Annotated in this window: 15 protein-coding genes; 11 read left to right on the forward strand and 4 right to left on the reverse strand. The window is 69.5% G+C overall.

The features are described from left to right. Positions 1-29: 29 nt before the first annotated feature. The 6 genes from OK345_RS13850 to OK345_RS13875 are packed head-to-tail and all read left to right on the forward strand — an operon-like array spanning position 30 to position 4728. On the forward strand, positions 30-509 hold the full coding sequence (locus tag OK345_RS13850; protein ID WP_265128575.1) for a DUF2244 domain-containing protein: 480 nt from the start codon (positions 30-32) through the stop codon (positions 507-509). 11 nt (positions 510-520) lie between these two features. Beyond that, positions 521-1426, forward strand: coding sequence for a cytochrome c oxidase subunit II (coxB, locus tag OK345_RS13855; protein ID WP_265128576.1), 906 nt, complete (start codon positions 521-523; stop codon positions 1424-1426). Positions 1427-1481: 55 nt separating this feature from the next. After that, on the forward strand, positions 1482-3092 hold the full coding sequence (ctaD, locus tag OK345_RS13860; RefSeq protein ID WP_265128577.1) for a cytochrome c oxidase subunit I: 1611 nt from the start codon (positions 1482-1484) through the stop codon (positions 3090-3092). 13 nt (positions 3093-3105) lie between these two features. After that, positions 3106-3240 carry a hypothetical protein gene (locus tag OK345_RS13865; RefSeq protein WP_265128578.1) on the forward strand — a complete coding sequence of 45 codons (135 nt, stop codon included), beginning with the start codon at positions 3106-3108 and terminating at the stop codon, positions 3238-3240. After that, complete coding sequence (locus OK345_RS13870) at positions 3237-3830, forward strand: cytochrome c oxidase assembly protein (protein ID WP_265128579.1); 594 nt, start codon at positions 3237-3239, stop codon at positions 3828-3830. Before OK345_RS13865 ends, OK345_RS13870 begins: the two co-directional genes overlap by 4 nt. A gap of 22 nt (positions 3831-3852) precedes the next feature. Then, positions 3853-4728, forward strand: a complete 876-nt coding sequence (locus tag OK345_RS13875) for a cytochrome c oxidase subunit 3 (protein ID WP_265128580.1) — start codon at positions 3853-3855, stop codon at positions 4726-4728. A 64-nt stretch (positions 4729-4792) separates the two neighbouring features. Here OK345_RS13875 and OK345_RS13880 read toward each other — a convergent pair whose 3' ends face one another. Continuing rightward, on the reverse strand, positions 4793-5011 hold the full coding sequence (locus OK345_RS13880) for a twin transmembrane helix small protein (RefSeq protein ID WP_265128581.1): 219 nt from the start codon (positions 5009-5011) through the stop codon (positions 4793-4795). A 57-nt stretch (positions 5012-5068) separates the two neighbouring features. Here OK345_RS13880 and OK345_RS13885 point away from each other — a divergent pair, with 57 nt between their 5' ends. The 5 genes from OK345_RS13885 (at position 5069) to OK345_RS13905 (ending at position 9359) form a co-directional block, all read left to right on the forward strand. Beyond that, positions 5069-5794, forward strand: a complete 726-nt coding sequence (locus tag OK345_RS13885; RefSeq protein ID WP_265128582.1) for an SURF1 family protein — start codon at positions 5069-5071, stop codon at positions 5792-5794. A 27-nt stretch (positions 5795-5821) separates the two neighbouring features. Next, complete coding sequence (locus tag OK345_RS13890; RefSeq protein ID WP_265128583.1) at positions 5822-6397, forward strand: redox-active disulfide-containing membrane protein; 576 nt, start codon at positions 5822-5824, stop codon at positions 6395-6397. A gap of 10 nt (positions 6398-6407) precedes the next feature. Then, positions 6408-7571, forward strand: a complete 1164-nt coding sequence (locus tag OK345_RS13895) for a COX15/CtaA family protein (protein ID WP_265128584.1) — start codon at positions 6408-6410, stop codon at positions 7569-7571. A gap of 4 nt (positions 7572-7575) precedes the next feature. Beyond that, on the forward strand, positions 7576-8469 hold the full coding sequence (gene cyoE / locus OK345_RS13900; RefSeq protein ID WP_265128585.1) for a heme o synthase: 894 nt from the start codon (positions 7576-7578) through the stop codon (positions 8467-8469). 77 nt (positions 8470-8546) lie between these two features. Beyond that, positions 8547-9359, forward strand: coding sequence for a TraB/GumN family protein (locus OK345_RS13905; protein WP_265128586.1), 813 nt, complete (start codon positions 8547-8549; stop codon positions 9357-9359). 28 nt (positions 9360-9387) lie between these two features. On the opposite strand, the gene OK345_RS13910 is transcribed toward OK345_RS13905, so the two are convergent. From OK345_RS13910 to dnaG, 3 genes are read right to left on the reverse strand one after another with little or no spacing between them, the layout of a single operon-like run. Then, complete coding sequence (locus OK345_RS13910; protein WP_265128587.1) at positions 9388-10386, reverse strand: bile acid:sodium symporter family protein; 999 nt, start codon at positions 10384-10386, stop codon at positions 9388-9390. 34 nt (positions 10387-10420) lie between these two features. Further along, complete coding sequence (locus tag OK345_RS13915) at positions 10421-10918, reverse strand: protein tyrosine phosphatase family protein (RefSeq protein WP_265128588.1); 498 nt, start codon at positions 10916-10918, stop codon at positions 10421-10423. A 25-nt stretch (positions 10919-10943) separates the two neighbouring features. Beyond that, positions 10944-12674, reverse strand: a complete 1731-nt coding sequence (dnaG, locus tag OK345_RS13920; RefSeq protein WP_265128589.1) for a DNA primase — start codon at positions 12672-12674, stop codon at positions 10944-10946. Between the last annotated feature and the right edge of the window lie 159 nt (positions 12675-12833).

The following is a 12833-nucleotide window of genomic DNA, read 5'->3' on the forward strand; positions in this document are numbered from 1 at the left end:
GTTTCCCGCGGCACGAACGCGGTTGCGACATGATCGAGATGTTTCGGTTTGTTCCGGATGGGTCAGGTGCGCGGCTGCGGCTGCGTCCCCCACGGGCGCTCACTGCCCGGCAGTTCGTCCTGTTGTTCGCCGCACTGGCGGGTGCGATGTGGTTCGCGGCAGGCCTGGGCTGGCTGTCCGGAAACGTCTTCGCCCCCGTCTTCGCGCTGCTGCACAGCCTCCTGGTGGCAGCCGCGCTGCGCTGTACATGGCGCAGCGGCGAACGCCAGGAGGAGATCCGGGTTGGGCCGGACTGCGTGGAGGTCATCCCCGCAGGCGGCGATTCCCCGACGTTCCGGGCGCATCCCTACTGGGTACGCCTGGTCGCCGAGGACGAGAAGGTCCGGCTGGTATCCAGCGGCCGGCAGGTGGAGGTGGGAAGCTTCCTCGCACCAGCCGAACGCCGGCAACTGGCACGGACGCTTGAAGGCTTGCTCGCGGCCAGCAATGGCTGCAACCGACGACGCTAAGGGTCTAGGCAATGAAGCAACGCAGCGGGTGGGGTGCGAAGTGGGGTTCGGCGATGGTGCTGTTGTCCGCCTGGATGGCGGTGCCGATGGCATGGGCGCAGTCGGCCGACCCGAAGGCATGGCAGCTCAACATGGGCCGCGGCGTCACCCATACCTCGCGGATGGCGTGGGAAGCGCACATGATGGCGCTGGGGGTGTGCGCGGTGATCGGCGTGCTGGTGTTCGGCGCGATCGCCTACGCGATCTTCAAGTTCCGCAAGTCCAAGGGCGCGGTCGCCGCCCAGTTCAGCCACAACACCAAGGCCGAGGTCATCTGGACCGTCATTCCGGTGCTGATCCTGATCGTGATGGCGTGGCCGGCCACGGCCAAGCTGATCGCCATGTACGACACCCGCGAGTCGGAGATGACGGTCAAGGTCACCGGCTACCAGTGGATGTGGAAGTACGAGTACCTGGGCGAGGGCGTCGAGTTCACCAGCCGCCTGGACCGCGAATCCGACCGCTTCCGGCAGACCGGGCAGCGGCCGACCCTGGCCTCGCACCCGCACTACCTGCTCGACGTGGACAACCGGCTGGTGCTGCCGGTGGACACCAAGGTGCGCTTCGTCATCACCGCCGACGACGTGATCCACGCCTGGTGGGTGCCGGCGCTGGGCTGGAAGCAGGACGCCATCCCCGGAATCATCAACGAGGCCTGGACCAGCATCGAGCAGCCGGGCGTCTATCGCGGCCAGTGCGCCGAGCTGTGCGGCAAGGACCACGGCTTCATGCCGATCGTGGTCGAAGCGGTCTCCAAGGAAGACTTCAAGCGCTGGCTGGCCGAACGCAAGCCGGCCCCGCCGGCCGAGCCCGAGGCACCGGCGGAAACCGCGCCGCCCGCGGACGAAACGCCCGCCCCCGCGCCGTCCGACGCGTGATCCGCTCCCGCACCGCCGCGTGCGAACCGCCAATCGATAAAGAGGTGTAGTCGCGATGTCCCACTCCGCAGTCGACCACTCCGATCATCACGGGCACAAGCAGGGCTTCGTCGAGCGCTGGTTCTTCTCCACGAACCACAAGGACATCGGCACGCTGTACCTGCTTTTCAGCTTCCTGATGTTCATCGTCGGTGCGGCGATGAGCGTGGTGATCCGGCTCGAGCTCGCGCAGCCGGGGTTGCAGTACGTCAAGCCCGAGTTCTTCAACCAGATGACCACCGTGCACGCGCTGGTGATGATCTTCGGCGGGGTGATGCCGGCCTTCGTCGGCCTGGCCAACTGGATGATCCCGCTGCAGATCGGCGCGCCGGACATGGCGCTGCCGCGCATGAACAACTGGTCGTTCTGGCTGCTGCCGGTGGCCTTCACCCTGCTGCTGCTGACCCTGTTCCTGCCCGGCGGCGCGCCGGCCGGCGGCTGGACCCTGTACCCGCCGCTGTCGCTGCAGGGCGGCTACAACGTCGCCTTCAGCGTGTTCGCCATCCACGTCGCCGGCATCAGCTCGATCATGGGCGCGATCAACATCATCGCCACCGTGCTCAACATGCGCGCGCCGGGCATCGACCTGCTGAAGATGCCGATCTTCTGCTGGACCTGGCTGATCACCGCGTTCCTGCTGATCGCGGTGATGCCGGTGCTGGCCGGCGCGGTGACCATGCTGCTGACCGACAAGTTCTTCGGCACCAGCTTCTTCAACGCCGCCGGCGGCGGCGACCCGGTGATGTACCAGCACATCTTCTGGTTCTTCGGCCATCCCGAGGTCTACATCATGATCCTGCCGGCGTTCGGCGTGGTCAGCGAGATCCTGCCGACCTTCAGCCGCAAGCCGCTGTTCGGCTACCAGGCGATGGTCTACGCCACCGCGGCGATCGCGTTCCTGTCGTTCATCGTGTGGGCGCACCACATGTTCACGGTGGGCATGCCGCTGGGCGGCGAGATCTACTTCATGTTCGCCACCATGCTGATCTCCATCCCCACCGGGGTGAAGGTGTTCAACTGGGTCAGCACCATGTGGAAGGGCTCGCTGACGTTCGAGACGCCGATGCTGTTCTCGATCGCCTTCGTCATCCTGTTCACCATCGGCGGCTTCTCCGGGTTGATGCTGGCGATCGTGCCGGCCGACTTCCAGTACCACGACACCTACTTCGTGGTGGCGCACTTCCACTACGTGCTGGTGACCGGCTCGGTGCTGTCGCTGATCGCCGCGGTGTACTACTGGTGGCCGAAGTGGACCGGGCGCATGTACAGCGAGTTCTGGGGCAAGTTCCATTTCTGGTGGACGATGGTGTTCGTCAACCTGCTGTTCTTCCCGCAGCACTTCCTCGGCCTGGCCGGCATGCCGCGCCGCATCCCCGACTACAACCCGGTATTCGCCGACTGGAACCTGATCAGCTCGATCGGCGCGTTCGGCATGTTCCTCACCCCGTTCATGATGGCCGCGATCCTGATCAGTTCGCTGCGCAGCGGCAAGCCGGCCGACGCCCGTGCCTGGGAAAGCGCGCGCGGCCTGGAGTGGACGGTGCCGTCGCCGGCCCCGGCGCATACCTTCACCGTGCCGCCGGTGATCCGGCCGGGCGACCTGGCCCACGACGATGTCAGCCATTGACCGGAGCCTGCCGATGACCGGGTTGCGCCCACCCGCCGACGATCTCGCCCTGCGCCGCCGCCGTGCGGCGCGCACCGCGCTGGTGGTGGCGCTGGTGGCGGTGGCGATCTATGTCGGCTTCATCCTGTCCGGGGTGGTCGGGCGATGAACGCGCCGGCGCCCGCAGCGCAGCGCAGCGCCGGCCTGGCGCGGCTGGTCGGCGTGGCGCTGGGCGTGTTCGTGCTGACGTTCTCGCTGGTGCCGCTGTACCGCATCGCCTGCGAGAAGGTGTTCGGCGTGCGCCTGGAGCGCGGTCCGGGGCAGTCCGAAGCCCGCGCGGGCGCGGGCGGCGACGGCCGCCGCACGGTGCGGGTGGAGTTCGATGGCGGGGTCAATTCGAAGCTGCCATGGGCGTTCCATCCCGAGCGACTGACCATGGAAGTGGTGCCGGGCGAGCTCAACGAGGCGCTGTACTTCGCCCGCAACGACAGCGACCGCGCACTGGTCGGCAGCGCGGTGCCGTCGGTGGCGCCGGCGCGCGCCTCGGGCTATTTCAGCAAGACCGAATGCTTCTGCTTCACCGCCCAGACCCTGCAGGCCGGCGAAGCGCGCGAGATGCCGGTGCGCTTCATCGTCGATCCGGCGCTGCCCGCCGACGTGAAGACCATCACCCTGTCCTATACCTTCTACAAGAACGATGCGCTGTCCGCGCAGCTGGCCCCGTCAGCGGCCGCCGGCTCCGCGCATGCCGCTCCCTGACCACGGACCCGGAAGCAACGCCATGGCCCAGAATTCGCCCGATGCCAACGTCTATTTCGTGCCGAGCCAGAGCAAATGGCCGTTCATCGGCTCGATCGCGATGCTGGTGCTGATGGTCGGCGTGGCCAGCTGGCTCAACGGCGCCAGCTGGGCGCCATGGACCTTCTACGCCGGCCTGGCGATGCTGGTGTTCACGCTGTTCTGGTGGTTCGGCGACGTCATCCGCGAATCGGAGGGCGGCCACTACAACCGCCAGGTGGACGTGTCGTTCCGGATGGGGATGGTGTGGTTCATCTTCTCCGAGGTGATGTTCTTCGGCGCGTTCTTCGGCGCGCTGTTCTACACCCGCAACCTCGGACTGCCGTGGCTGGGCGGCGCCGGCGACGGGGTGATGACCAACGAGCTGCTGTGGAGCGGCTATTCGGCGGCGTGGCCGACCAACGGCCCGGAGGCCATCGGCGGCGCCTTCCAGACCATCCCGGCCTGGGGCCTGCCGCTGCTCAACACGCTGATCCTGCTGACCTCGGGCGTGACCCTGACCATCGCCCACCACGCGCTCAAGGCCGGCAAGCGCGGCCAGCTGCTGGTGTGGCTGGGCGCCACCGTGGTGCTGGGCTGCGTGTTCCTGTTCTTCCAGGCCGAGGAATACATCCACGCCTATCGCGAGCTGAACCTGACGCTGGGTTCGGGCATCTACGGCTCCACCTTCTTCATGCTCACCGGCTTCCACGGCGCGCACGTGGCGCTGGGCACGATCATGCTGATCGTGATGTGGCTGCGCGCGGCCAAGGGCCACTTCACCCGCGACAACCACTTCGGCTTCGAGGCCGCCGCGTGGTACTGGCACTTCGTCGACGTGGTGTGGCTGATGCTGTTCCTGTTCGTCTACGTGCTGTAGGCGGCCGCGGCCCGGCGGATGCCGCCGGCATTCCTCTGCAGATCGCAGCCGGGCGTGGGCGCCGTCAGCCGCCCACGCCATGCGGCTTGATCCAGCCGCCGTAGATGCCCACGATCACCAGCACGATCAACGCCACCGAAATGACGATGCGCCGGGTCAGCGCGTTGACCGTGCGCTTGGTCTGGCCACGATCGACCAGCAGGTAGTACAGCCCCGCCCCCAGATTCCAGACGATGACGATCAAGAACGCGATCACCAGCAGGGTCTTCAGCGAATCGTTCATGCGCGGCTCGGCAACGGAAGGGGCGCTGCCATCTGACCCGTTTTCGGCGCGGTTGTCATGATGCGCCAGCACACGCGGGTGTTCGGCTGGACTCTGGCGTTGGTGGTTATCGCACTGTTCTGCACGCTGGGCCACTGGCAATGGCAGCGCATGCACGAGAAGCAGGCGCTGCTGCTGCAGGCCGATACGGCGCGCGCGCGCACCGCGACGCTGGCGCAGGCGTTGCAGGCGCCGCCTGCACTGCGCTGGGTGCACGGCCGCGGCCGCTTCCTGCCGGGGGTGGTGTTGCTGGACAACCAGCTGCGCGAAGGCCGCGCCGGGGTCAAGGTGTACCAGGCGTTCGTCGCCGACGGTGCGCCGCGGCCGGTGCTGGTGGACCTGGGCTGGATCGCGCTGCCGGCCGACCGCACGCTGCCGGCGGCGGCGGCGCTGGAAGGCGAGCACGTGCTGCAGGGGCTGCTGGCGCCGGCCCCGTCCGCCGGCCTGGCGCTGGGCCCGGCGATGGCGCAAGCAGGGCCGCACACCTGGCTGGCGACCCGGATCGACCCGCAGGCGATCGCGCAGCGGCTGGAGCTGCCCGCGCCCGGCCTGCCGGCGCAGGTGTTGCGGCTGGACCCGGCGCTGCCGCTGGGCCACGTGCGCGACCTGGAGCTGCTGCCCAACACCCTGCCGCCAGCGCGGCACCTGGGCTACGCGGTGCAATGGTTCGCCATGGCGCTGGCGGTGCTGGTACTGGCGCTGGTGCTGGAATGGCGCAGCCGCCGGCCGCGGGGCGGACGTTGACGGCCCGGCCATGAGAAAATGCCCACCATGACTTCCACGACTCCGGCCCCGCTGCGGGCCCGCAACCGCGGCCGTTGGGTGCTGGTTGCGCTGTTTGCGTTGTTCTTCGGCTCGATGCTGGTGGCCGGTGCGTTGCGCTTCTCCGGCTGGCAGCCGCAGGTGAACCGCAACCACGGGCAGCTGCTCTCGCCGCCGGCCGACCTGCGCGCGCTGCCGCCCACGCTGGCCGACGGCCGGGCCTACGAGTGGAACCCGGCCGCGCGCCACTGGCGCATCCTGCTGGCCCCGGCGGACGATTGCGCCCCGGCCTGCGTCACTTTGTCGCAGGACCTGCACAAGGTCTGGCAGCTGTTCGGGCATAACGCCGATAATGTCGAGATCCTGTGGCTGGGTACGCCGCCGCCGGCAGTGGCCGGCATGCCGGCGCTGCGGACGCTGCAACGGCAGCCGTCGCTGCGCGAAAGGCTGCCGGGCGTCGACGATCCCGCCGGCATCCCGGTGTACGTGGTCGACCCCAATGGCTTCGTGATCCTGCGCTACGCACCGGGATTCGATCCCGGCGGGCTGCGTGCGGACCTGGCCAAGCTGCTGAAACTGAAGTGAGCCCCGTTCGATGAACTCCCTTGCGCGCCCGGCGCTGCACCGCAACTTCCACCGCCTGGCGTGGTTCGCGCTGATCATGACCGCCAGCACGATCCTGTTCGGTTCGTTCGTGCGCCTGTCCGATGCCGGCCTGAGCTGCCCGGACTGGCCGACCTGCTACGGCCGCGTGACCTGGCCGCAGACCCACCACGAGGCGGCGCAGCACGCGGCCAGCGAGATCCGCCCGCTGGAAACGCACAAGGCCTGGCGCGAGCAGGTGCACCGTTTCCTGGCCGGCGCGCTGGGGGTGGAGGTGCTGGCGCTGGCGCTGCTGGCCGTGCGCCGGCGCGCGTGGGGCGTGGCCCAGGTGCTGACCGCCTCGGCGCTGGTGGCGCTGGCCATCCCGCTGTACATGCGCGGCGAGCACGTGGCGGCCAGCGTGCTGGCGATCGCCGGCGAGGCGTTGCTGCTGCTGGCGGCGCTGCGCTGGTCGAACATCGACCTGGCGCGCGCGGCGGTGCTGACCCTGGCGGTGGTGATCTTCCAGGCGCTGCTGGGCATGTGGACGGTGACCTGGCTGCTCAAGCCGATCGTGGTGATGGGCCACCTGCTGGGCGGCATGCTGATGTTCGGCCTGCTGGTGTGGATGGCCTGGCGCGCCACCCACCTGCCGATCACCCTGGCCGAGGCGCCGCGGCTGAAGTGGCTGCTGCGCGCCGGGCTGGCGCTGCTGGTGGCGCAGATCGCGCTCGGTGGCTGGGTCAGCGCCAACTACGCGGCGCTGGCCTGCGGCGGCGGCAACGCCTCGCTGGACAATTTCCCGCGCTGCGTCAGCCAGTGGTGGCCGCAGCAGAACTACGTCGAAGGCTTCACCCTGTGGCGCGGCATCGGCGTGGACTACGAAGGCGGCGTGCTCGACGGCGCCTCGCGCATCGCCATCCAGATGGCGCACCGGATGATGGCAGTGGTGGTGGCGCTGTACCTGCTGTGGCTGTCGCTGCGGCTGTTGCGGCTGCCGAGCATGCGCGGCTGGGCGACGGCGCTGGGCGTGCTGGTGCTGGCGCAGGTCACGCTGGGCGTGCTCAACGTCAAGCTGGCGCTGCCGCTGGCGGTGGCGGTGCTGCACAACGGCGGCGCGGTGGCGCTGCTGTTCGTGCTGGTCTCGCTGCTGGCGCGGCTGCGTGCACCGGACTGATGCCATGAGCGCAGGCTGGCGTGACTACTGGGACCTGACCAAGCCGAAGGTGGTGGCACTGATCGTGTTCACCGCGCTGGTGGGCATGTGCCTGGCGTTGCCGGGGTTGCCCACGGCCGGACAGGCCGCGGCCGGCGTGCTGGGCTTCGCCGGCATCTGGCTGGCGGCCTCGGCGGCGGCGGCGATCAACCAGCTGCTGGACGCGCGCATCGACGCGCAGATGGCACGCACCTCGTGGCGGCCGCTGGTGGTGGGCAAGGTCTCGCCGCGGCAGGTGCTGGCGTTCGCCAGCGTGCTGATCGTGCTGTCGATGGCCATCCTGGTGCTGTGGGTGAACCTGATCACCGCGGTGCTGACCTTCGCCTCGCTGATCGGCTACGCGGTGATCTATACCGTGTACCTGAAGCGGGCGACCTCGCAGAACATCGTCATCGGCGGCCTGGCCGGCGCCACCCCGCCGCTGCTCGGCTGGGCGGCGATCACCGGCATGCAGGGGCCGTCGGACTGGGCCCATGCCTCGCTGCTGGTGCTGATCATCTTCGTGTGGACGCCGCCGCATTTCTGGGCGCTGGCGATCTTCCGCCGCGCCGACTACGCCAAGGCCGACATCCCGATGCTGCCGGTGACCCATGGCGTGCCGCATACCCGGCGGCAGATCCTGGCCTACTCGGTGGTGCTGGCGCTGGTCACGCTGCTGCCGGTGGCGGTGGGCATGAGCGGCCTGTTCTACCTGGGCGGCGCGCTGGTGCTCAACGTGGTATTCCTGTGGTTCGCCTGGAGGATGCAGGACCCGCCGGACGAGGCGTTTTCGATGCGCATGTTCGGCTACTCGGTGGTGTACCTGATGGCGCTGTTCGCGTTCCTGCTGGTGGACCACTGGTTGCTGCCCTTGCTGTAAAACTGGCAGCATCCGCCGGGTGCGGGCCGCGCGGCGGCAATGGCCCGCGGGCTTGTCCGAATACGAAGGAGCGGGGAATGCGGGGCTGGGTGCGCGGGATGATGGTGGCGCTGGTGGCGCTGGCATGGACGGGAAGTGCGTGCGCGGACGAGGCGGTCGCACAGATCCAGCAGCGTGCCGGCGAAAGCCGGCTGGTGCTGCTGGGGGAATACCACGGCACGCGGGAAATCCCGCAGCTGGTGGCGCAGCTGGTCGAGCGCTACAGCCGCAACGGCCGGCCGCTGCAGCTGGGGCTGGAGATCCCGCGCTCGGAGAACCTGCCGCTGAGCGGTTACCTGGGGTCGGCGGGGCAGGAGCGCGACCGCCGCTTGCTGCGGTCGCGTCCGTTCTGGCAGGTGGCGGACAACCAGCACGACGGGCGCCGCAGCCGCGACATGCTGGAGCTGATCGAGGCCGTGCGCGCGCTGCGCATGCAGGGGCGCGATATCCAGGTGTTCGGCTACGACGTGGAGCGCAGCGAGGACGGCAACCAGGCCCGCGACGATGCGATGGCCGCCTACCTGCGGCAGCGTTTCGCGCAGGTGCCGCCGGCCGGGCACATGCTGGTGCTGACCGGCAACGTGCATGCGATGCGCCGCGTGCCGGCACGTGCGCCGGCGGACATGCAGAAGCAGCCGATGGCCTCGCAGCTGACCGACCTCGAGCTTTACACGGTGAGGCTGGAAGCATTGCGCGGCAATGCATGGGTCTGCGCGGCGAACCGTTGCAGCGCCCGCCCGCTGCGGCGCGAACCCAAGCCGCTGGCGCCGCGGGCCAGCAGCGCGGCCGACCGCCAGTACGACCTGTGGATCTGGCTGCCGCAACTGAGCGTCGGCACGCTGGCGGACTGACCCGGGCGGTGGCCCGCGCGGGCGACTTTCAGCGGTCCAGCTGCGGGTCCTGCTCCTGCGCGGCCCGCCGCGCATAGCGTTGCGCCACCACGGCGCAGACGATCAGCTGCAGCTGGTGGTAGATCATGATCGGCAGCACGATCGCGCCGAGGCTGCCGCTGGCGAACAGCACCTTGGCGATCGGCACCCCGGTGGCCAGGCTCTTCTTCGAGCCGCAGAACACGATCGGGATCTCGTCGCGGCGGCTGAAGCCGAGCAGGCGGGCGATGAGGGCGATCAGCGGCATCGCGATGGCCAGCAGGCTGGCGGCCACCAGCGCCACGCCCAGCAGCGACAGCAGCGGGGTGTTGCTCCACAGGCCTTCGCTGACCGCCTCGCCGAAGGCGGCGTAGACCACCAGCAGGATCGTGCCCTGGTCGGTGTAGCGCAGCAGCGCGCGCTGCCGCTCCACCCAGCCGGCGATCCACGGCCGCAGCAGGTGGCCGGCCACGAACGGCACCAGCAGCTGCAGCATGATGCTGCCCACCGCCTGCAGCGGATGCGACATGCCGCCCTGGGTGCCGGCCATCAGGCCCATCAGCAGCGGCGTCAGGAACACGCCGAGGATGCTCGACAGCGAGGCGCTGCACACCGCGGCGGGGACGTTGCCGCCGGCCATCGAGGTGAAGGCGATCGAGGACTGCACGGTCGAGGGCAGCGCGCACAGGAACAGCACGCCGATGTACAGCTCCGGGGTCAGCAGCCAGCCGTCCAGCGGCTTGAACAGCAGCCCCAGCAGCGGGAACAGCACGAAGGTGCAGGCCAGGATGGTCAGGTGCAGGCGCCAGTGCAGCAGGCCGGCCATGATCGATTCGCGCGGCAGCCGTGCGCCGTGCAGGAAGAACAGCGCGGCGATGGCGACGTTGCTGACATCGTCCAGCACCATGGCGGCGGCACCGCGCAGGGGCAGCAGCGAGGCCAGCAGCACGGTACCGAGCAGGGCCAGGGTGAAGTTGTCGGGCCGCAGCCGCAGTACGCGTTGGATCATCGGGTGTCGGCTCCCGGGAAAGGATGGGGGATCGTCAATGCCTGGCCTCCGGTTGCAACAGCTGGCGGGTGTCCGCCTCCAGCGAGGTCATGCCGGCGCGCCGGCCCAGTTCCAGCGCGGCTTCGACGCCGGTTTCCCCGGTGCGTGCGGCGATCACCGCCAGCAGCGCGCCGGCACGGTTGCCCGAGGCGCAATGCAGCAGCACCGGGCCGTCGTCCTGGGCGAGCAGGCGCTGCAGGGTGCGGGCATTGGCCTCGGTCACGCCGGCTGCTCCGGCGATCGGCAGGCGCACGTAGCGCAGGCCGAGCCGCTCGGCGGCGGCGGTCTCGTCGTAGCCGCGGTCCTCGCCGGGCTGGCGCAGGTCGATGACGGTGGTGACGCCGGCCGCGGCCGCTTCGCGCAGCTGCGCGGCGCTGGGCTGGCCGCCGGTGTAGAGGCCCGGCCGTGGCTGCGCGAACGGCGCATCGCCGGCGGCCGCGGTGCCGGCCAGCGATGCCAGCAGCAGGAGCGGAGGAAGGTGGAAAGGATTCATCGGCGGTACTCCCGGTGGCGCACGTTCAGCGCAGGCTGGCGCGGGCCTTGAGCAGCTCGCGCAGTTCGTACTTGTCGGTATCGTCCAGGCCCTGCTGGCGCTGCTTGGCCTGCAGCTCGTCCAGGCGTTGCTGCAGCAGCTGCTTCTCCAGCTGGGCCACGGCGTCGTGCAGTTCCTGCGCCCATACCTTCTCGTCGCCGGGCAGGGCCATGGCCGCCAGCCGGTGCAGCGAGGCCTGTTCCTCGCGCCCGGTGAAATGCTCCAGCAGCGCGCCGGTGCTGATGTCCGGCCGCTGCCGCACCAGCTCCAGCAGTTCGATCAGCAGCTCGATGCCCGGCAGCCGCAGCCCGGAGAAGCCGTGGTGGTCTTCCAGCGTGAGCGCCAGCGACGGCCGCTGCAGCAGCACCGCGATGGCCGCGCGCACCAGGCTGCGCTTCTGCGCCGGCGCCACCTGCCGGGCGCTGGCCCGTGGCATCGCCGGGGCGGTGGGCGCGGCCGCGCCCACCCCGGTCAGCCGCGCCAGCTCCTGTTTCATCAGGTCGCCGAAGGCGCCGTCGGGAATCTGCGCCAGCATCGGCCGGGCGCGTTCGGCCAGCCGCGCCTTGCCGTCGAGCGTGGCCAGGTTGATCTCGCGGGTGAGCTCGTCGAAGAAGAACTGCGACAGCGGCGTGGCCTGCTTCAGGCGGGCGTCGAACGCGGCGGCGCCTTCCTTGCGCACGATGGTGTCCGGGTCCTCGCCGTCGGGCAGGAACAGGAAGAACGCCTGGCGGCCGTCCTTCATCCGCGGCAGCACCGATTCCAGCGCCTTCCAGCCGGCGCGGCGGCCGGCGGCGTCGCCGTCGAAGCAGAAGAACACGTCCGGCGCGTTGCGGAACAGCAGCTCGGCGTGGTCCGGGGTGGTCGCCGTGCCCAGCGTCGCCACCGCCTGGGTGACGCCGAACTGGAACAGGCTGACCACGTCCATGTAGCCCTCGACCACGATCAGCCGCTCGATCTTCTGGTTGGCCTGGCGCACCTGCCACAGGCCGTACAGCTCGCGGCCCTTGTGGAACAGCGCGGTTTCCGGCGAGTTGAGGTACTTGGGGCCGTCGTCCTTGTCGAGCACGCGGCCGCCGAAGGCGATCACCCGGCCGCGGCGGTCGAAGATCGGGAACATCACCCGGTCGCGGAACTTGTCGTAGACGTGGCCGCGGTCGTTCTTGGAGAACAGCCCGGCGCGGTCGAGCAGCTTCATCCGCCGCTCGTCCTTGCCCAGCGCGTCCTTCAGCGCGCTGTAGCCGTCGGGCGCGTAGCCGATGGCGAAGCGCGCGCGGTTCTCCGCGTCGACGCCGCGCTGGTCCAGGTAGGCGCGGGCCTTGTCGCTGCCCTCCAGCTGCTTGCCGAAGAAGCGGCTGGCCGCGTCCAGCGCCGCGTACAGGTCGCGGCTGTCGTCCTGCTGCTGGGCGCTGCGCGGATTGTTGTCGCGCGGCACTTCCATGCCGGCGCGCTTGGCCAGCTCGTCGACCGCATCCAGGAATTCCAGGCGGTCGTAGTTCATCAGGAAACTGATCGCGGTGCCGTGCGCGCCGCAGCCGAAGCAGTGGTAGAACTGCTTGGTCGGCGACACCGTGAACGAGGCAGAGCGCTCGTCGTGGAACGGGCAACGCGCCGCGTACTCCTTGCCCTGGCGCTTCAGCGGCACGCGGGTGCCGATCACCTCGACGATGTCGGTGCGGGCCAGCAGGTCATCAATGAAGGCATCCGGGATCCTGGCCATCTCAGTTTTCTGTCCGCTGTTGATGCCAGGAGATGCGGGTCGCCCCTTGCATGCGGCGCGCGGCGGCGCGGCAAGCATCGCCACAGCTCCGTGGGGCTGCGGCGCGATCGTCGATGAAGGCGTCGGGAAGTCGTGCCATTGCAATAGGATGCCACGCCG

Source organism: Xanthomonas chitinilytica (genome assembly GCF_026107455.2).
In the GTDB taxonomy this organism is placed as follows: Bacteria; Pseudomonadota; Gammaproteobacteria; order Xanthomonadales; family Xanthomonadaceae; genus Stenotrophomonas; species Stenotrophomonas chitinilytica.

Bases quoted from the DNA above. Each gene is read 5' to 3' on its own strand.
- OK345_RS13870 (WP_265128579.1), top strand. From the start codon at position 3,237: ATGAACGCGCCGGCGCCCGCAGCGCAGCGCAGCGCCGGCCTGGCGCGG.
- OK345_RS13850 (WP_265128575.1), top strand. From the start codon at position 30: ATGATCGAGATGTTTCGGTTTGTTCCGGATGGGTCAGGTGCGCGGCTG.
- OK345_RS13875 (WP_265128580.1), top strand. From the start codon at position 3,853: ATGGCCCAGAATTCGCCCGATGCCAACGTCTATTTCGTGCCGAGCCAG.
- OK345_RS13880 (WP_265128581.1), bottom strand. From the start codon at position 5,011: ATGAACGATTCGCTGAAGACCCTGCTGGTGATCGCGTTCTTGATCGTC.
- OK345_RS13895 (WP_265128584.1), top strand. From the start codon at position 6,408: ATGAACTCCCTTGCGCGCCCGGCGCTGCACCGCAACTTCCACCGCCTG.
- dnaG (WP_265128589.1), bottom strand. From the start codon at position 12,674: ATGGCCAGGATCCCGGATGCCTTCATTGATGACCTGCTGGCCCGCACC.
- OK345_RS13910 (WP_265128587.1), bottom strand. From the start codon at position 10,386: ATGATCCAACGCGTACTGCGGCTGCGGCCCGACAACTTCACCCTGGCC.
- cyoE (WP_265128585.1), top strand. From the start codon at position 7,576: ATGAGCGCAGGCTGGCGTGACTACTGGGACCTGACCAAGCCGAAGGTG.
- OK345_RS13890 (WP_265128583.1), top strand. From the start codon at position 5,822: ATGACTTCCACGACTCCGGCCCCGCTGCGGGCCCGCAACCGCGGCCGT.
- OK345_RS13865 (WP_265128578.1), top strand. From the start codon at position 3,106: ATGACCGGGTTGCGCCCACCCGCCGACGATCTCGCCCTGCGCCGCCGC.
- OK345_RS13885 (WP_265128582.1), top strand. From the start codon at position 5,069: ATGATGCGCCAGCACACGCGGGTGTTCGGCTGGACTCTGGCGTTGGTG.
- OK345_RS13915 (WP_265128588.1), bottom strand. From the start codon at position 10,918: ATGAATCCTTTCCACCTTCCTCCGCTCCTGCTGCTGGCATCGCTGGCC.
- coxB (WP_265128576.1), top strand. From the start codon at position 521: ATGAAGCAACGCAGCGGGTGGGGTGCGAAGTGGGGTTCGGCGATGGTG.
- ctaD (WP_265128577.1), top strand. From the start codon at position 1,482: ATGTCCCACTCCGCAGTCGACCACTCCGATCATCACGGGCACAAGCAG.
- OK345_RS13905 (WP_265128586.1), top strand. From the start codon at position 8,547: ATGCGGGGCTGGGTGCGCGGGATGATGGTGGCGCTGGTGGCGCTGGCA.